Below are 18,339 nucleotides of genomic sequence, written 5' to 3'. Positions count from 1 at the left end.
TTTCCCGGACCTCAGATCTGCTCGGCTCCGCCAACCGTGACAAAGTCAATCAACTCTTCAACGCGGCCAAGTAGTGCGGGCTCGAGGTCGCGATAGTCTCGCACGCGCTCCAAAATCGCCTTCCAACCCAGGCCAATGTCTTCGCGGGTCTCGTGGGGCAAGCCCAGGGCGCGCAACGTTCCCACTTTAATATCGGTGCCGCGCGGAATGCTCGGCCAAGCTTTCAAACCTACACGCGCTGGTTTCACCGCCTGCCATATGTCCACAAATGGGTGTCCGACCACTAGGACATCGCCCGGCCAACGCTGCATCACGGCACTCGCGATGCGGGATTCCTTGGATCCGCTCACGAGGTGATCCACCAGAACTCCTGCCCGAGAAGTAGGTGAGGGGCCGAAAACCTCCAGCACATCCACTAGGTTGTCCACGCCCTCTAGGTACTCTACAGCTACGCCCTCCACACGCAGGTCATCACCCCACACCTTCTCCACCAGTTCGGCATCGTGCGTGCCCTCCACGAAAATCCGTGATGGCACCGCCACGCGAGCCCTCTTTAGCTTCACTGCTTTCGAGCCCGAGGCCGTAAGTTTGGCCTCTGGAGCCGCTTTGGGTGCGGGCGCAACTAACTCAACTGGCTTGCCATTCACCCAAAAGCCACCGCCGAGGGGGTAGGAGCGGCGCCGTCCCCGCCTGTCCTCCATCTCCACAATGTGCATTCCGCCGGACTTTTCCACTCGAATGACAGCACCTACAAACCCGGATACAGGGTCTTCTACTACCAGGCCACGCTCGGCCGGCATTGGAACTTGTCGAGGGCGGGTTGCAAACGGCCCGTCGCGGTGAGGGTCGGAAGCTAAAACATCGGATCCGTAGCGGTCAATCACACTGGAAGACTAAGCGAAAAGCGCCAAGAAATCGCGGAAGGCATGCGCGCTACGCTAAGGAAGAGCCAAAAGGTGATCAATACCAACTTAAAACAAGTGTCTTGCGTTTGAGAGTAATTGATTTACATCGGACAATGAAGAGTGTTTGTGAAATTTGAGTGAGGCTTCGTGAGGTTTCGTTTATGTCTCGCACGTTGAAGTGGATTCTTGCCGCGGTTGCGGCCGTTGTTGTGGTTTTAGGAGGGTCGTCGGTAGCTTACGCTTCCTACTACGACGCTCGGGCGGTTCCCGGCACGCAGGTGGCCGGAAAATCAGTGTCAGGAATGACCGCTAAAGAGATTGCCGAAGACGTGCAGAAACGCTTCGATAAGTTTAAAACGAACATCACGGTTGACGGTCGGGATTATGAGCGCAGCCTCTCTCAGCTGGGTGTGGTGCTTGATGAGGATGCTACTGCCTCGGCCGCGCTTGCTCCTTCAGCCACTGCGTGGTCGCGAATTCAAGGCCTCTTTTCCGCGCCAGATATTCCTCTAAGCGTGGAGCTGAACCATGACAAGCTTGTGGAGTTCACTGATTCTTTGATCGCAGAGCTCGGCGATTCGGTGCAGAATGCTTCCGTAGAGTTTGATGAGGGCGCCGAGAAATACGTTGCGGTACCGGCAGTTGAGGGCCACGGTATCGATACTGAAGCTATTGCCGATCATGTCCTTGCCACTGCAAAGTCACTGAACCCGCAGCCAGCATCTTTCGAATCGAGTATTGAGGCTCCCAAAATCTCGACGGAGCGCGCGCAACAGGTGGCCGACAAGGCTAACGAGATGATCAGCATCCCGGTTGTCATTTCCACGGGTAATCGCGAGATTCTACCTGAAGCAAAAGAACGAGCTACGTGGGTGAACATCGAAGCCGATGGGGAGCAGATTCAGGATCCTGTATTGAACGATCCAGCGGCGCGAGAGTGGCTGGTTAACACCGCCGCATCCACAAACGACGAGCCGGTTGAAGGTATCCACAACGTGAATACGCGCGGTGATGTGGTGTCTACCGCAGAACAGGGATCGCCCGGCTACACCGTGAATAATCTGGAAGCAATTTCCGACGCGCTGATCGAATCGCTGAAGGCTGGAAAACCCTACGAAGGCCTGCTTACCTACGATGAGACGCCGCAGCAATTCTCCACTCGTCTCATAGCTCCGGGTGCGGAGAGTTTGGCGTACCAGGCTGCTCCAGGAGAGAAATGGGTGGACATCAACCTTTCGAATGCCACGGTGACAGCGTTTGAGGGCGCCACTGTGGTGCGCGGCCCGGTGCCCATGGTTCCCGGCGCTCCGGGACTTGAAACCGTAACCGGTAAGTTCCGTATTTACTTGAAGTACGAGTCACAAACAATGCGCGGCGAAAACCTAGACGGAACTAAGTATGAAACTCCGGGGGTACCCTGGGTTACTTACTTCGTTGGTAGCTATGCCTTCCATGGAGCCCCGTGGCGCAGTAGCTTTGGATGGAGCGGTCCGGGTGGCTCACACGGCTGCGTGAACATGCCAGTTGATGAAGCCAAGTGGCTTTACGACTGGGGTGAGATTGGCAATGTAGTGGTGAGCCACTACTGATTAGACAACGTAGCGAAAGCCCACTTCGGTGGGCTTTCGCAGTATTTGCAAGGGAATCCAGATTGACGAGGGAATGGCGGAATCCGCTTTTGTCGAGTGCCACGATTCACCCGCCAGCTGTGGAAGATGAAGGATGAAAGTAATAGAGTTAGCACTCAGATAGCTCGAGTGCTACGAGCGGTGAACGGCGGCGAGAGGGGCAGGCGTGGCAACAGCTGAGAGACGCTTTGAGGTGCTCCGCGCGATCGTGTCTGATTACGTGGCAACTCGCGAGCCTGTTGGGTCCAACGCACTTGCAAAGCGTCACGATCTTGGTGTTTCGCCAGCCACTATCCGCAATGATATGGCTGCACTTGAGCAGGCGGGTCTCATCTACCAACCGCACACTTCCGCCGGTCGTATTCCAACGGTTGCAGGATATCGCGTGTTCGTTGACTCACTCACGCAGATTAAACCCATGTCAGGTCCAGAAAAGCGCGCAGTTGAATCGTTTCTTTCCGGAGCTATCGATGTTGAGGATGTAGTCGAGCGAACGGTTCGGCTCCTTGCGCAACTGACACGGCAGGTAGCCATTGTGCAGTATCCGCATTATGACTCGGCCATGCTGGTACGCGTAGAGTTAGTTGACCTTGGGCCCGATCGTACACTGGTTGTAGTCATCATGAATGATGGCACTATCGAGCAGCGCGTCATTTCTGATTTTGGGGCAACGAGCGTTGAGAATGATGTGGTACGTGACCAGATCAACGAGGTGTGCCACGGGCAGGATTTACGTGATTTGCCGAGTTTGCTGTCACCGTTGTCGCTTTTGGGTGGACCAACTGAGAAGCAATTCCGCACGGCTGTTTGTCAGACGGTTGTGGACCTAACTAACCGAACCGGTGAAGAACGGATCCTTGTTGCCGGAATGGCAAACCTGGCCCGCTCAAACGTGGACTTCACTCGTTCTATCGTGCCGGTCCTGGATGCGTTGGAAGAGCAGGTGACGCTTCTGCGGCTATTCTCTGAGGTTCCGCAAGGCAACGTAACAGTGTCGATTGGGGAAGAGAACGCACACGTGGGACTAGCGGAAACCGCTGTAGTTGCAGGAGCTTACGGGTCGCAAGGAACTAACGCCCATTTGGCGGTGGTCGGGCCAATGCGTATGGACTATCAAAAGGCTATGACAGCCGTGCGCGCGGTAGGCGCGTACCTCACACACTTTTTGCACAGTAATAACTAGCAGAAAAGAATAAAGGAATTTTAGTGAACGAAGATTACTACGAGATCCTTGGGGTTTCGCGCGACGCCAGTGCAGACGAGATTAAGAAGGCGTACCGCAAACTCTCCCGTAAATACCACCCGGATATTGCGGGAGTTGAGCATGAGGAAACGTTCAAGAAGATTTCCGTGGCATACGAGACATTGTCGAATCCGCAAAAGCGTCAGACTTACGACATGGGTGGTTCTGCCAATGCCGGCTTTGGAGGCATGGGCGGATTTGGTGGTTTTGGTGACCTGTTCGAAACGTTTTTTTCTGCCGCTGGTGCAGGATCAGGCCCGGTACCGCGTGGCAGGCGCGGCCAAGATATTCTGACCGCGCTCGAGGTAAATCTTGAAACCATCGCATTCGGATCGCGTGAGGAGGTCACGATTAACACGGCCGTGCGCTGTCCTACGTGTGATGGTTCTTGCGCGAAGCCTGGTACTTCGCCACGAACCTGTTCGGCGTGCCACGGTTCGGGCACAGTTCGCCAGATGCAGCGCTCGCTCCTTGGCGAGATCATGACGCAGGCAGCGTGTTCGGCCTGTGGCGGATACGGCACGATTATTCCTGAGCCCTGCGAAGAATGCAGCGGTGAGGGTCGCGTGCACTCCAAGCGCACTATCGCTGTGGATGTTCCGGCCGGTATTGAACACGGCACGCGTATCCGCATGTCTGGTCAGGGTGAGGCTGGTCCAGGAGGGGGAGGTTACGGTGATCTCTATATTGAGATCCGTGAAAAGCCGCATCCGGTATTTCGCCGCCAGGGCGATGACCTCGTGGCCGATCTGTATGTGCCGATGACTTCTGCCGCACTTGGAACCACGATTTCGCTTGAAACCCTAGATGGCACTCACGATATTGAGATTCAGCCGGGTACGCAGCCGGGCCAGGAGGTCAAGGTTGAGGGTCTTGGTGTGGGCCGGATTCATAGACGAGGGCGCGGCGATCTTCGCGTTCGTGTGAACGTGGAGGTTCCAACCGGTTTGACCGGCGCGCAGCGTGAGTTGATGGAACAGCTTGCGAAAATGCGCGGAGAGGAAACTGTGGAGGCCAAAACCGGATCTACTCAGCAGGGCTTTTTTAGCAACCTGAAAGAAAAGTTCAGTAAATGACCGCACCGGTTTTCTTCGTCAGTGACCTAGACAACGCTCGCGAGGCAGAAAGGCTTGAGTTCACCGGACCAGATGCCAAGCATGTCATGGTGAAGCGCATTGAAAAGGGCGAGCGTCTAGACCTAGTAGATGGAAGAGGTACGCGGGCGCGTGCGCGATTAGTAGAAGCCTCGTCAAACATGGTGATCGTTCAGATTGATGAGGTGGTGTTTGAACCTGAGGGGAGCCCGCGGATCACGCTCATCCAGGCGCTGGCAAAGAATGGGCGAGACGAGTTGGCAATAGAGATGGCTACCGAACTTGGTGTTGACCGAGTGATTGCGTGGCAAGCAGAGCGATCCATCGTGCGCTGGCAGGGCAAGAAGCAGGAAAAGGGGTTACAGAAGTGGGCGAACGTGTTGCAGGCTGCAACCAAGCAGTCTCGGCGCGCCCGCGTTCCCGCCCTCGAGTTTGCCGCAAATGCGGCTGCCGCAATTGCCCAGGTAGAAGGAGCGCAACTGATCGTCATGCACGAGAGTGCTATTGAACCCATAACTGGCCTTACCGATTTGGGTGCTAAAGAATATGCCCTGGTTGTTGGCCCGGAGGGTGGAATCACGGATGCGGAACTCGAACAGTTTAAACGAGCCGGGGCGAACATAGTGCTGGTGGGCGATATCGTTATGCGCGTATCCACGGCCGTCGCCGCCGGCCTCACTTCGCTTAACATTGCAACCGGTAGGATTTGAAACGAACGAGCTAGCAAGGAGCCTCGAATTTCAAACATGCAACAAACGGATGAGCTAACGGCCGTAGCGAACAGGATTACTATCCCGGAGCATCTTGATCCGGTGACGGTCCTTGGAGCCCAGGATGAGGTTTTAAGAAGTCTGGAACGTAGTTTCAACGGTATCCGCGTGTCGGTGCTGGGCAATGAGATAACGGTTGAGGGGGAGTCCGAGTCTGTTGCGCTCGCATCGGATTTGGTGCGAGAACTGATTTCCCTAGCACGATCCGGGCAGTATTTGAATGCGCAAACGGTTGAACACGCGGTCGGTTTGTTAGCGAAAACGGGCACGGCAAGTGCCAGTGCAGAAACAATCTTGAATGTGCGCGGTCATGATATCCGCGCGAAAACGCCGGGGCAGCAGCGTTACGTGGACATGATTGTGCAGAACACAGTGGTGTTTGGGATTGGTCCTGCGGGTACTGGCAAGACCTACTTGGCTATGGCTATGGCCGTAAATGCGCTACTTACGGGTGAGGTAAGGCGCATTATTTTGACGAGGCCGGCTGTAGAAGCGGGCGAGTCTCTCGGATTCTTGCCCGGTACGCTGACTGAAAAGATTGATCCTTACCTGCGGCCTCTGTATGACGCGCTGAACGAGATGATCGATCAGGAGGCGCTTCCGCGCCTGCTGGCTGCGGGAACGATCGAGGTTGCGCCTCTTGCATACATGCGAGGGCGCACGCTAAACGACGCGTTCATCATTTTGGATGAAGCGCAGAACACCACGCCCTCGCAAATGAAAATGTTTTTGACGCGTCTTGGTTTCAGGTCAAAAGTTGTGGTCACGGGTGACGCCACCCAGGTAGATTTACCTAACCGGGCGGCATCGGGGCTCGCAAGCGCGCGAAGCATTTTGCAGGGCATTGAAGGAATCGAGTTTTGTCAGTTGACGTCAGCTGACGTGGTTCGTCACCGTTTGGTCGGTGAGATAATCGACGCATACCAGCGTTTCGACGAAGCAAATGAGCAAGTTAGGCGGGGCAGGCGTGAGCGTAGAAGTCATTAACGAAACCGGCGTTGATATTGAAATTGCAGAGTTTCGCGATATAGCAGAGTACGTGCTGGCCCAGCTTCACGTCTCTACTGACGCTGAGCTTTCGATCATGTTCATTGATCCAGAACCGATGGAAGAGCTTCACGTGAAGTGGATGGATCTGCCCGGACCAACGGACGTAATGAGCTTCCCGATGGATGAGCTTCGCCCCGGTAAGGAAGGCCAGGAAACACCGCCGGGCATTTTGGGTGACATTGTCATCTGTCCGCAGGTTGCGCATAAGCAGGCTTTAGAGGCGGGCCACTCCTCTGTTGAGGAAATGCTCCTTCTGACCGTTCACGGTCTTCTTCATTTGCTCGGATTTGACCATGCGGAGGAAGAGGAAAAACAGGTGATGTTTAGCCTGCAGCGCAAGCTCTTGCTAACTTTCTTGGCAACAAACTCGGTGGGACGTACGAATGGGTAGTATTCCAATCGGACTGCTAGCTTTCTTAACAGTCTTCTTTGTTGTTACCGCGGCGGTACTGGTGGCCGCAGAATCTTCTGTGGCGAGGCTTTCTCTAGCAGCGGTCGATGACCTGCTTGAAGATGGACACCAGAACGCCAAACGTGTGTTAACGCTTGTGGAGGAACGGCGCCGAAGTGTTTTAGCCGCACGTGCGGGACGTATTGCGATGCAAACCGGTGCTGCTGTGGCGATCACCATTGCGTTCGCGCAGACTGGTTGGCGCTGGTGGGCTGTGCTACTCGCTTCGCTGGCGATAAACTGGCTGATCGCGTTTGCGGTCATCTCTGTGTTCCCACAGCAGGTAGCGTGGCGCAATCCGGAACGAACCGCTTTGCGCACGGTTGGACTGCTGGAGCTCACCACCTCGATTGGACGTTTGGGCGCACCCATTGTTCGCTCACTTCGAAAGTTTTTCCCCGCACCAGAGCAAACCGAGGCGCAGGCGCGGGCGGAGATGACCGAAGAGATGCGCGAGGTGGTTGACCAGGTTGGTGAGACCGAAGGGTTTGAGGAAGAGGATCGCGAGATGCTCCGCTCGGTTTTCGAGCTGGGTCACACCTTCGTGCGCGAGGTCATGGTGCCTCGGACCGATATGGTTACCATCCAAGCGGACACCACGCTTGAAAAAGCTATTCGCCTATTCATTCGCTCGGGTTATTCGCGCATTCCGGTAATTGGGGAGTCTTCCGACGACATCGTGGGCATCCTTTATTTCAAAGATCTGGTCACCCGCGTTGTTGACAGGCCAGAGAATCGTGAAAAGCCAGTGCGAGACGTTTGTCGTGAGGCTCATTTTGTTCCCGAAATGCTGTATGCAGACGACGAGTTGCGCCACATGCAGCAACTTCGCGTCCACATGGTGATGGTTGTTGACGAGTGGGGTGGCATTGCTGGCTTGCTCACAATCGAAGATTTGATTGAAGAAATCGTTGGCGAAGTGATGGATGAGCACGATCGACGGGTCGTGGAGCCCGAAGAGATTGAACCGGGCGTTTGGCGCGTGCCTGCACGCTTCCCAGTGATCGAATTGGGGGAGCTCATGGGGTTGGACATCGAGGACGAGGACGTCGATTCGGTTGGCGGCTTGCTTCAAAAGGCGCTCGGAAAGGTTCCTCTGCCCGGGGCGAAGGTGCGCGCGCTTGGCCTGGAGCTTGAAGCGGAGGAAGCGATTGGGCGCCGCCGGCAGGTGGGCACTATTCTTGCCACTAGATTAGAAATTGAACCAGAAGAAGAGAGCTGAACGTGCGTTTCCCCTCTGACGATGAGCTAATGGATGGCCCCAACGCGTGTGAAGACTTCGAAGATGACGGCTTTGAAGGCGCTGAGTTGATAGACGAGGAATCCGACCTCTCTGATTCCGATGAACGCGATGCGGGCCTGATTGGGGCCGGCTACAACGAAAACTTTAGGGCTGGTTTCATCGCCATTGTGGGCCGTCCTAACGTAGGTAAGTCCACGCTCACGAATGCGCTTGTTGGGCAGAAGATCGCGATCACGTCTATGCGACCGGAAACCACACGCCACGCTGTTCGCGGGGTCGTGCAGGGTGAGGACTACCAGCTTGTCCTCGTGGACACTCCGGGGTATCACCGGCCGCGCACGCTACTTGGTCAACGTTTGAATAGCGAGGTACGCGAAACGCTTTCTAGTGTGGATGCGATCTTGTTCTGTTTGCCGGCGGATCAGAAGGTGGGGCCGGGTGATGATTTCATTGCTCGCCAGCTGCGCGGAATTAAGGCGCCAATCATCGCAGTGGCAACGAAGATGGATGCGGTTTCTGACGAGCGCCTCATGAAGCACCTGTTGGATATCGACAAGCTGGGGGATTGGGATGAAATCATTCCCGTGTCTGCAATCAAGGGCAATCAGGTTGACAGGCTGAAAGAGTTGCTTGCCCATCGCATGCCGCTGTCGCCGCCGTTGTATCCGCGTGACATGGTTACGGACGAGTCTCGTGACACCATGATCGCAGAGCTTATTCGCGAGGCCGCTTTGGAGGGAGTACGCGAAGAGCTACCGCACTCGTTGGCTGTTCAGGTTGAGGAGATCATCGAGAGGCAGAAAAAGCCGGGACAAAATTACCCCGCGATGCTTGATATTCACGTGAATCTGTTTGTGGAACGAGATTCGCAAAAGGCAATTATCATCGGCAAGGGCGGATCGCGTCTCAAGCACGTTGGGATGCGGGCGCGCCGCGGCATTGAGGAATACCTGGGCCGCCGGGTATACCTGCACCTGCATGTGCGGACTTTGAAGGATTGGCAAAAGGACCCGAAGATGCTGGGGCGTCTAGGGTTCTAGAACCAGTTGCTCAGACCGCGGTTGGCGCGGTTATGGGATAATAGAGGGTGTGAAGACTTACCGTGATGAAGCCATCGTTTTGCGTACGCAAGACCTTGGCGAGGCCGACCGCATCATCACGGCGCTGACCCGCTCGAACGGCCTGAAAAGAGTTGTCGCCAAAGGCGTTCGCCGCACGTCGTCGAAGTTTGGTGCCCGTCTCGAACCTTTTACTATCGTGGACGCGCAGTTCTACAGGGGGCGTAGCCTTGACGTTTTAACGCAAGCACAAACGTTGCGCCCATACGGTCTGCAGATCGCGAGCGATTTTGAGATTTATGCTCGCGCCAACGTGATGGTGGAAACCGCGGAGAGGTTGTCGGAGGACGAAGCACATGCCTCCATGTACCTGCTCCTTTTGGGAGCTTTGCATGCCCTCGCAAATCGGCGCCATTCGCCGGATTTGGTGATGAACTCGTTTATGCTCCGCGCGATTTCGATGAGCGGTTGGGCCCCCTCATTTTGGGATTGCGCGGTGTGCGGTAGGCCTGGCCCGTCATCCTCGTTCAACGTGGTGGCCGGAGGCGCGGTGTGCGAGGCTTGTAGGCCTCCCGGATCGTTAGCGCCTTCGACAGAAGCGATGCAGTTGCTTGGAGATTTGCTTTCGGGTGATTGGGAAAATGCGGACGCGGCGCCCGATTTCGCGCGACGTGAGGCTGCGGGACTGGTTGCCGCCTGGGTGCAGTGGCATGTTGAGCGGCGTATCAAGTCATATAGTTTGATCAACTCGCATTTGGGGGACGTATGAAGGTTGCACCACCCGGAGCTGGCAATAATCTGGCTCCGAAGATTGACGGGGTGCCTCGTCACGTTGCGATCATTATGGACGGAAACGGAAGGTGGGCAAACGCGCGCGGCTTGGCGCGCACAGAGGGTCACCGGGCTGGCGAGATGGCGCTGATGGACACGATCGCGGGCGCCCTCGAAATCGGTGTGCAGCACCTGACCGTGTACGCGTTTTCTACTGAAAACTGGAAACGCTCACCCAAGGAAGTTAGCTTCCTGATGGGCTATTCGCGCGATGTGCTTCGCCGGCGCCGCGACGAGTTAAACGAGTGGGGCGTGGCAATCCACTGGTGGGGTAGGCGGCCTCGTCTCTGGAAATCGGTAATCACCGAGTTGGAGGCGTCGCAGGAGCTCACTAAGACCAATTCGAAGTTGCATTTCAACATGGCTGTGAACTACGGGGGCAGGGCCGAGATTGCCGATGCCGTGCGACGAGTTGCGAGCGAGGTCGAGGCAGGCAAACTGAAGCCGGCTGGCATTACGGAAGACACGGTTGGGCGGCGCCTTTACGCTCCATCATCGCCGGATGTGGATCTGCTGATCCGCACGGGTGGTGAACAGCGCATATCGAACTTCTTGCTCTGGCAGTGCGCCTACGCCGAGTTTGCGTTCAACCCCGTGCCGTGGCCGGAGTACTGTCGCGAGGAACTGTGGAATGATGTGCTTGCGTTCACTGGCCGCGAGCGCAGGTTTGGTTCCGCTGTGGATCGGGTTCAGAGCTAGTCGGCGATAGCTTCTGCGGCGCGGTGGCGTCGCTTCAAGATGGTGAGACCCATGATGACCACCATCGTTGTGCATAGCACGAGCGCCCACGTTTTTCCAGCGGTGGCGGCTTGCCCTGTTTTGAATAGCCCGATGCCGATGGATGCGTAGAGGCAACCCCATGCGATGTATCCGGGGATTGCCGCTAGAGTGTAGGTTAGCCAGCGCAGGCGAAGCACTCCGGCGCCGGCATGAACCACGGTTTGAAAACCAATGGTGAGGAAGGACAGGGGAATGATGAGCAGTCCCCACTTGTCTACGGCGTCAATGCCTTTTTGAACAGAGGCGCCTTCAAGCCACGCACGAACTTTACGCACCCACGGTTTGCTTGAATGCTCTGATTTAGCTAGAAAACCCCACGTTCCGAGGCGGCCAAGCCAGTATGTGCCCTGCGATCGTAGAAAAACCACGATGGTGAGGAATAGGGCGATTCCAATGAACGGTCCATCCGCGATCCACTGGGGAACTCCAGGCATTTATCTACTTACCTTCCTCGGCTTGACATTGGGGGCAGAGCCCGAAAATCTCGATTGAGTGTTCCACGTCGGAAAAGCCATGTTTTTTGACGAGTGCTTGCAGTATCGACTCTAGGTCGGATTCGTGGATTTCGATACTGGATAGGCAGCGCCTGCACACGATGTGGTGGTGGTGCGATTCGTGGCCACATGCGCGGTAGAGGGATTCGCCGTCGGGCGCCATGAGGGTGTCGATCGAGCCTTCTTCTGCGAGGGTACGCAGATTTCGGTAGACGGTGGCAAGGCCAATCGATTCGCCTGCTGCAACCATGTCGGCGTGGATTTTTTGGGCGGATCGAAACTCGGTTGCCTCGTTCATTGCATTGATTACGGCTTGGCGCTGGCGCGTGTTGCGTCTGGGCTTTTCCATGGGTCTACCTTTGTTGTTGGCGCTCGGGGTGCATGACGGTGGGTGGCTTTGCTACGGCTTTGCGTTTGCTGCGAACGCGGTCGATGAGGGGGCGGGTAAGGAAGACGATGGCGTAGATGAGGATTGCTAGTACAACGATGGCTGCGCCGGGGGAGAGGTTGTGGAAGTACGTGATCGTAAGTCCACTGACCGTTGTAAGCATGCCTATCACCATTGCTAGTGCCATTGTTGACCTAAATGAGCGTACCAGGATTTGCGATATTGCAACAGGAACGATCATGAGGGCGGAGACGAGTAGGGCTCCCACAACTCGCATGGCCACGGCCACGGTTGTTGCGGCCATGATGGCGATGATGAGGTTGAGGAGATTTACGGGTAGGCCGGTGGAGCGGGCGAACTCTTCATCGTTGCATACGGAGTAGAGCGCGGGGGCTAGGCCGATGCCTACCAGGAGCACGATGATGGTAAGGATGGTGATCGCCCAAATGTCGGAGTTGGTGACGGTTGCAATGGAGCCAAAGAGGTAGGAGTTCAGCTGTGAGGATGTTCCTCCGGCTATACCCATGAGGAGCACGCCTCCAGCGATACCGCCGTAGAAGAGCATGGCGAGCGCGACGTCAGACGACGTGCGTCCGGCAATGCGGATTACTTCAAGGGTAACGGCGCCGAGGATTGACACGATAAATGCGCCGGGCAGGGCGTAGCTTTCAGGCTCAATGGCCCCCATAGCTGTTCCAGCAAGCCAGCCGAGAGCCACGCCGGTAAGGGCGATGTGGCCGATACCGTCACCGAGCATAGCCAGGCGGCGGTGCACGAGGTAGGTGCCAACGACGGGAGCGGCAAGGCCTACGAGGATGGCAGCGATGAACGAGCGCTGCATGAGCGGTGAGGACAGCATGGTGCCCAGTTCGCTGATGAGGTCGGGGAGGATTGCGCTATTCATCGTTGCCTCCATGGTAAAAGTCAGTTTCGACGTGTCCGGGGTGCGGGAAGTGGTGGTGTTCTTCAGCGTGGGTATGAGGCGCCTCGGCAACGGGCCCATCAAAAGTGACGTGTCCCGAAGCAAGGTTAATGATCCGCTCGATGTGTGGTTCTATGGGGCCTAGCTCGTGCAGGATTAGTACGATGGTTTTGCCGCGTTCTTTGGCCTGGCCGATGAGTTGGGCTAGTTTTTCTTGCGAATGTCGATCGATGCCAGCTAACGGTTCGTCGAGGATGAGTAGCTCTGGATCGCGGACGAATGCTCTTGCGATCCGCACGCGCTGGTGTTGGCCGCCAGAGAGCTCCTGTACGGGGGTTTGTGCCCGATGTAAAAGACCAACGCGCCCAAGAGCGTCCGTGGCAATCTTCTTGGAGCCGGCTGCATACCACCACTGCTTGGGCCCAAGCAGTCCAGATCGCACGACTTCAAGGGCGCTGGATGAAACCGCGGAGGCGGCGGAGGGGCGTTGCGGAACGTATCCGATCCGGTTCCACGGTACGGCGCCTTGGCCAAACAGGCTTTTGCTTCTTGCGTTCTTGCCAAAAATTTGCACATCGCCTTCGGTTACGGGGGCCGAACCCATAAGCGCTTTCACGAAGGTGGATTTGCCGGATCCGTTTGCTCCCGTGATTGCTACGCACTGGCCTACGGGGATTTCGATATCGAGGCCATGCAGGATCACGTTCGTGTCATAAGCAACGTGCAGGTGATGGGTATATACGGCAAGAGCCGCACCTGGGCGGTGCGACTCTTGCGTGGTGTTTTGCAAACTCACTTGCAGTCGAGGCCTTTCTTGAGGTTGTCAAGATTCTTGGTCATTATCTGCAAGTAGTCTACGTCCGGATCGTTCTGTGTGGCACCCGGGTCGAGAACTAGAGTTTCAATACCCAGATCGTGCGCCAGAACCTCAATGGCTTTCGGGGACACGTTGGCTTCGGCGTAGATAACCTTGACGCCGTTTTCTTTCACCACGTCGCTGATTTCCTTCAGACGTTGGGGTGAGGGGGTTACTTCGGGCTCAAGACCAGAAACACCCACCTGGTGTAGTCCCGTCTTGGCGGCAAGATAGCCGAATGCTTCGTGTGAGACCACGAAGGTATCGAGGGCGCAGTTTCCGAAGCTACTCGTCACGGACTCATCCAGATTTTTCAGCTTAGAAACTAAGGTTTCCGTGTTCTTCTTGTATTCTTGCGCATTCGAGGGGTCGGTTTTGGCTAGGAACTCGTTGATCTGCTTTGCAACTTGCTCCATGCGCGCCGGGTCTAGCCAGAAGTGCGGATCGCCAGCCATGTTGTGTTCGTGGTCGTGGCCTTCGCCCTCATGGCCTTCAGCCTGGTGGTCATTGCCTTCAGCTTCGTGGTCGTGTCCCTCCGCCTCGTGGTCATGATCTTCGCCTTCATGCTTGTGGTCGGCTTCATCATCGTCGTGGTGATGGTGCTCCGCGCCCGTTTCCATTAGTTGTGCGCTCTCAGCGACGTCGAGGACGTGGCTTGGCTTCGCCTGGTCTACGGCCTCGTCAACCGCCGTCTGGAAGCCGCGCAGGTACACAACTGCATCGGAGCCGGATAGCTCAGAAACGGTCTTTGGAGATAGGTCGAGGGAGTGAGCATCGGTTCCTGGGGGAGTAAGCGAATCGACGGATACAAGGTCCTCGCCAATCTGTTCAACCAGGTACTGAAGCGGATAAAACGATGCTTTAACAACTAGCGGGTCGCTGCTGTCTTTCATGCCGCTGTCCTTGGTAGCACTGTTGGAGCAGCCAGCTAGGGCTAGTGCGGACGCGGCACCCACTGCAATCAAACTTTTACGAATGTTCATGACAACCATTATCACTAACGCTTAGTTCTTGATCAAGCGAGAACCTCCAATGTGACGCAAAGAACTCGAACCGGGGCCGGTGCTTTCGATATTTCGGCAAACCCAACTAAACTTGAGATGATTCGTGATTGCGAATAGTGAAACGCACCAGCCAGGTGCGCATGACTCAAGGAGAAAAATGGCAAACCCGTCGCGTCTAGATTCCGTAATTAACCTTGCTAAGCGTAGAGGCTTCGTGTTCCCTTCCGGTGAGATCTACGGAGGTACGCGTTCGGCGTGGGACTACGGTCCGCTCGGCGTCGAGCTTAAAGAAAACATTAAGAGAGAGTGGTGGTCACGCATGGTTCGCCAGCGTGACGACGTTGTTGGCCTAGATTCTTCGGTAATTTTGCCAACGGCAGTGTGGAATGCTTCCGGCCACGTAACGGCTTTTACCGATCCACTTGTAGAGTGCCTTTCGTGCCACAAGCGTCAGCGTGAGGATCAGCTGATCGAGAATTACGCCGAGAAGAACGGTGTTGAAGAGGCCGATGTTACGCTCGAAATGGTGGCGTGTGAAAGCTGTGGTAATCGGGGTAACTGGACGGAGCCGAGGGCTTTCTCGGGCCTTATGAAGACTTACCTGGGTGCCGTTGACAATGAGACTGGTCTGCACTACTTGCGTCCGGAAACCGCGCAGGGCATTTTCGTAAACTTTGCAAACGTTATGACTACCTCGCGTATGAAGCCCCCGTTTGGTATTGCGCAGATTGGTAAGTCGTTCCGCAACGAGATCACGCCGGGCAACTTCATTTTCCGCACCCGCGAGTTCGAGCAGATGGAGCTCGAGTTCTTCGTCGAGCCGGGCACGGATGAGGACTGGCACCAGTACTGGATTGATGAGCGTATTAGTTGGTACGTCGATCTAGGTATTAACCGTGATCACCTGCGCCTATACGAACACCCGAAAGAGAAGCTGTCGCACTACTCAAAGCGCACGGTTGACATCGAGTACACGTTCGGCTTTAAGGGATCGCAGTGGGGCGAGCTTGAGGGTATCGCAAACCGTACTGATTACGACCTTGGTACTCACTCGAAGGAGTCTGGCGCGAAGCTCGACTACTTCGACCAGCAGAAGAACGAGCGTTGGACACCTTACGTCATTGAACCGTCAGCTGGCCTCACCCGTTCGTTGATGGCGTTCCTAGTAGAGGCATATTGCGAGGACGAGGCTCCTAATACTAAGGGCGGCGTTGACAAGCGCACGGTTTTGAAGCTGGATCCGCGTTTGGCTCCGGTGAAGGCAGCTGTTTTGCCGCTGTCTCGCAAGGAACAGCTCACGGAGCCTGCTCGCAAGCTTGCGATGCAGCTACGTCGTCGTTGGAACGTTGAGTATGACGATGCTGGTGCCGTGGGCCGTCGTTATCGTCGCCAGGATGAGATCGGTACGCCGTTTTGCATCACCTACGACTTTGACACGCTTGACGATAATGCGGTTACGGTTCGTGATCGCGACACCATGGAGCAGGTTCGTATTCCGCTAGACGAGGTAGAGGCGTACCTCGCGCAGCGTCTTCCGATCAGCTAACGGACACAGGTTTGGTAACAAACACGCATTCCGGTGGTCTACAGATTGGTCCTATCAATCTGTGGACCCCGGTTGTTTTAGCACCCATGGCCGGCGTGACGGATGTTCCGTTTCGCCGGCTGTGTCGGGACTACGCTGAGCGCGGGTTGAGCGAAGCGCTGGCAAATAAGCTTGGTGAGGCAAAGAAGGGCGTTGACGCGCCTGCCGGGCTGTTTGTCTGCGAGATGATTACCGCGCGCGCCCTCGTGGAAGGTTCGCCAAAGACATGGCGCATGGTTGAGCCCGACCCGTCGGATAGAGTGCGCTCGGCTCAACTGTACGGGGTCGATCCAGACACGATGGGTAGGGCCGCGCAGATGATTGTAGAGCGCGACCTTGTGGATCATATTGATCTGAACTTTGGGTGCCCGGTGCCTAAGGTTACGCGTAAGGGCGGGGGAGCTGCTCTACCGTGGAAGCGAGACTTGCTCGAAGACATTTTGAAGGCTGTTGTTGCCGGCGCTGAACGGGGTGCAAAACTGATTGGCCGCAGCGTTCCCGTAACGATGAAGATGCGCATCGGTATTGATGATCAGCATTCGACGTACATGGATGCCGGTACTATTGCCCAGCGCAGTGGCGTGGCCGCGGTTGCGCTGCACGGTCGCACGCAGGCTCAGTACTACGCGGGTAAAGCGGATTGGCAGCCAATAGCGGCCCTTAAAGACGCGATCTCGATTCCAGTCATGGGCAATGGAGATCTTTTCAAGGGCGAGGACGCACGCGCAATGATGGAACAGACGGGGTGCGACGCAGTGGTGATCGGCCGCGGTTGTCAGGGCCGGCCTTGGCTGTTCACGGATATTACTTCAGACTTAACAGGCGCGGGCATTCCTAAGATGGCCCCCGACCTGCGCACGGTAGCGCAAATCATCCGCGAGCATGCGCTTTTGATGACTGCGCATCTTGGTTCTGAGTTCGACGCGTGCAGGAACATGCGTAAACACATTGGCTGGTACTTGCGCGGCTACAAAGTAGGCGGTGAGTCCCGGTTGAAGCTGGGGCGCGTGAGTAGTTTAGAAGAGCTCGATGAGCTTTTAAACAGCTTGGATTTGGATCAGCCCTGTCCTAAGTCGGCGGAAGGCCCGCGCGGCCGGAAGGGACACGAACGGCGTCCTCATTTGCCGCATGGTTGGCTGGACTCGCAAGTGATTCAAGACTCAGAGCGCGCGGAAGTTGTAGCTAATGAATCGGTTGCAGATGGGGGCTGAGATGTCGCGAATGAAGGTGCGTGTCAGAGGCGTTGAACTGGGCGGAGATCGGGCGGCGATTATCGCGCCCCTGATGGGCAAGAATGCGTCTGAGCTTGCGCAGGAAGCCCGCGCTGCTCTGGGCAGTGGAGCCGACCTCGTGGAGTGGAGAGTAGACCACCTGAGCGATATTTCCAACCCGGTTATTGCCGGGTGCGCACAGGTCCTTCGCCGCGAGGTAGACCTGCCGATTCTCGCTACCTTCCGCACTGAGGAGCAAGGAGGCCGCGGTGCGGTTGCAGATTATGAGCGGGTGGCGCTCGCGGTCTTGGAAGCCGACGCTGCGGATCTGCTTGATGTGGAGTTTGGGTTGGAGCAGCGTCGTCGCGTGGCGCTTAGCGCGTTAGAAGCGGGGGTTCCAGTGGTGCTGTCAAGCCATGATTTCGAGGCGACGCCAGGCGCCGACGAGATTGTTGCTAGCTTGCGCCAGATGCAGGCTGAGTTGCTGGATTGGTTTGAACAGTTCCTTGATGGGGCTGGTGAAGATGCGGCTGTTCGCACTAGCGGCGCTGGCTTGGTGAAGGTCGCATACATGCCGGGTTCGGTGATGGATTCATTGCGACTGGCCGCGTGTGCTCGGCATTTTGTCGACATGTTTGCGCGGGTGCCTGTGATTGCGGTTTCTATGGGAGGGCCGGGCATGTTCACTCGGGCGTTTGCTGCGCAGTTCGGGTCTGCAGCAACGTTTAGTTCCCTAGGTGAGGATTCCGCTCCGGGGCAGATTGGCTTGGACGCGCTACTGGCGTTTGATGAGGCGACGGGTTGCTTGAACGCGAACTAGCGTTCT

The 18,339-nt window shown here is 56.3% G+C and carries 19 protein-coding genes; 13 read left to right on the top strand and 6 right to left on the bottom strand.

Annotated features, from left to right (window positions below; translation table 11 throughout):
* Positions 1 to 11: 11 nt before the first annotated feature.
* Positions 12 to 884 carry a DUF3097 domain-containing protein gene (locus tag BQ7114_RS03295; protein WP_072341918.1) on the bottom strand — a complete coding sequence of 291 codons (873 nt, stop codon included), beginning with the start codon at positions 882 to 884 and terminating at the stop codon, positions 12 to 14.
* Between the two features lie 182 nt (positions 885 to 1,066).
* Between BQ7114_RS03295 and BQ7114_RS03290 the strand changes: the two genes are divergently transcribed.
* The 10 genes from BQ7114_RS03290 (at position 1,067) to uppS (ending at position 10,972) form a co-directional block, all read left to right on the top strand.
* Entirely contained in the window at positions 1,067 to 2,494 is a 1,428-nt protein-coding gene (locus BQ7114_RS03290) for a L,D-transpeptidase family protein (RefSeq protein ID WP_072344725.1), read from the top strand.
* Between the two features lie 205 nt (positions 2,495 to 2,699).
* On the top strand, positions 2,700 to 3,716 hold the full coding sequence (gene hrcA / locus BQ7114_RS03285; RefSeq protein ID WP_072341915.1) for a heat-inducible transcriptional repressor HrcA: 1,017 nt from the start codon (positions 2,700 to 2,702) through the stop codon (positions 3,714 to 3,716).
* A 23-nt stretch (positions 3,717 to 3,739) separates the two neighbouring features.
* Entirely contained in the window at positions 3,740 to 4,852 is a 1,113-nt protein-coding gene (gene dnaJ, locus BQ7114_RS03280; protein ID WP_072341912.1) for a molecular chaperone DnaJ, read from the top strand.
* Positions 4,849 to 5,580 carry a 16S rRNA (uracil(1498)-N(3))-methyltransferase gene (locus BQ7114_RS03275; RefSeq protein WP_072341909.1) on the top strand — a complete coding sequence of 244 codons (732 nt, stop codon included), beginning with the start codon at positions 4,849 to 4,851 and terminating at the stop codon, positions 5,578 to 5,580. Before dnaJ ends, BQ7114_RS03275 begins: the two co-directional genes overlap by 4 nt.
* Positions 5,581 to 5,616: 36 nt before the next feature.
* Positions 5,617 to 6,627 carry a PhoH family protein gene (locus BQ7114_RS03270; RefSeq protein WP_072341906.1) on the top strand — a complete coding sequence of 337 codons (1,011 nt, stop codon included), beginning with the start codon at positions 5,617 to 5,619 and terminating at the stop codon, positions 6,625 to 6,627.
* A complete protein-coding gene (ybeY, locus tag BQ7114_RS03265) occupies positions 6,608 to 7,081 on the top strand; it encodes an rRNA maturation RNase YbeY (RefSeq protein ID WP_195906704.1) in 474 nt (157 codons plus the stop codon). The genes BQ7114_RS03270 and ybeY overlap by 20 nt, the downstream gene beginning before the upstream one ends.
* Entirely contained in the window at positions 7,074 to 8,363 is a 1,290-nt protein-coding gene (locus tag BQ7114_RS03260) for a hemolysin family protein (protein ID WP_072341900.1), read from the top strand. Before ybeY ends, BQ7114_RS03260 begins: the two co-directional genes overlap by 8 nt.
* 2 nt (positions 8,364 to 8,365) lie before the next feature.
* The gene (era, locus tag BQ7114_RS03255; RefSeq protein WP_072341897.1) at positions 8,366 to 9,424 is read left to right on the top strand and encodes a GTPase Era; all 1,059 of its coding nucleotides are present in this window, start codon (positions 8,366 to 8,368) and stop codon (positions 9,422 to 9,424) included.
* Positions 9,425 to 9,473: 49 nt separating this feature from the next.
* A complete protein-coding gene (gene recO / locus BQ7114_RS03250; protein WP_072341894.1) occupies positions 9,474 to 10,211 on the top strand; it encodes a DNA repair protein RecO in 738 nt (245 codons plus the stop codon).
* Positions 10,208 to 10,972, top strand: a complete 765-nt coding sequence (uppS, locus tag BQ7114_RS03245; protein WP_072341891.1) for a polyprenyl diphosphate synthase — start codon at positions 10,208 to 10,210, stop codon at positions 10,970 to 10,972. Before recO ends, uppS begins: the two co-directional genes overlap by 4 nt.
* On the opposite strand, the gene BQ7114_RS03240 is transcribed toward uppS, so the two are convergent.
* The 5 genes from BQ7114_RS03240 to BQ7114_RS03220 are packed head-to-tail and all read right to left on the bottom strand — an operon-like array spanning position 10,969 to position 14,696.
* Complete coding sequence (locus tag BQ7114_RS03240; RefSeq protein ID WP_072341888.1) at positions 10,969 to 11,487, bottom strand: SNARE-associated domain-containing protein; 519 nt, start codon at positions 11,485 to 11,487, stop codon at positions 10,969 to 10,971. The two genes, uppS and BQ7114_RS03240, sit on opposite strands and share 4 nt — an antisense overlap.
* A gap of 4 nt (positions 11,488 to 11,491) precedes the next feature.
* Positions 11,492 to 11,896, bottom strand: coding sequence for a Fur family transcriptional regulator (locus tag BQ7114_RS03235; RefSeq protein ID WP_072341885.1), 405 nt, complete (start codon positions 11,894 to 11,896; stop codon positions 11,492 to 11,494).
* Positions 11,897 to 11,900: 4 nt separating this feature from the next.
* Positions 11,901 to 12,839: a metal ABC transporter permease gene (locus BQ7114_RS03230; protein ID WP_072341882.1), complete on the bottom strand. Its 939-nt coding sequence runs from the start codon at positions 12,837 to 12,839 to the stop codon at positions 11,901 to 11,903.
* A complete protein-coding gene (locus BQ7114_RS03225; RefSeq protein WP_072341879.1) occupies positions 12,832 to 13,653 on the bottom strand; it encodes a metal ABC transporter ATP-binding protein in 822 nt (273 codons plus the stop codon). Before BQ7114_RS03225 ends, BQ7114_RS03230 begins: the two co-directional genes overlap by 8 nt.
* Positions 13,650 to 14,696 carry a metal ABC transporter substrate-binding protein gene (locus BQ7114_RS03220; protein WP_230205953.1) on the bottom strand — a complete coding sequence of 349 codons (1,047 nt, stop codon included), beginning with the start codon at positions 14,694 to 14,696 and terminating at the stop codon, positions 13,650 to 13,652. The genes BQ7114_RS03225 and BQ7114_RS03220 overlap by 4 nt, the downstream gene beginning before the upstream one ends.
* Positions 14,697 to 14,874: 178 nt before the next feature.
* On the opposite strand from BQ7114_RS03220, the gene BQ7114_RS03215 reads away from it, so the two are divergent.
* From BQ7114_RS03215 to BQ7114_RS03205, 3 genes are read left to right on the top strand one after another with little or no spacing between them, the layout of a single operon-like run.
* A complete protein-coding gene (locus BQ7114_RS03215; protein ID WP_072341873.1) occupies positions 14,875 to 16,263 on the top strand; it encodes a glycine--tRNA ligase in 1,389 nt (462 codons plus the stop codon).
* Positions 16,264 to 16,274: 11 nt separating this feature from the next.
* Positions 16,275 to 17,513: a tRNA dihydrouridine synthase DusB gene (gene dusB / locus BQ7114_RS03210; protein WP_230205952.1), complete on the top strand. Its 1,239-nt coding sequence runs from the start codon at positions 16,275 to 16,277 to the stop codon at positions 17,511 to 17,513.
* Positions 17,488 to 18,333, top strand: coding sequence for a type I 3-dehydroquinate dehydratase (locus tag BQ7114_RS03205; RefSeq protein WP_083431719.1), 846 nt, complete (start codon positions 17,488 to 17,490; stop codon positions 18,331 to 18,333). The genes dusB and BQ7114_RS03205 overlap by 26 nt, the downstream gene beginning before the upstream one ends.
* The last annotated feature ends 6 nt before the right edge of the window (positions 18,334 to 18,339 follow it).

The organism is Actinomyces urinae, assembly GCF_900119695.1.
Lineage (GTDB): Bacteria > Actinomycetota > Actinomycetes > Actinomycetales > Actinomycetaceae > Gleimia > Gleimia urinae.
Note: the sequence above shows the minus strand (reverse complement) of the source record. Positions and strands in the feature narration are given on the sequence as shown.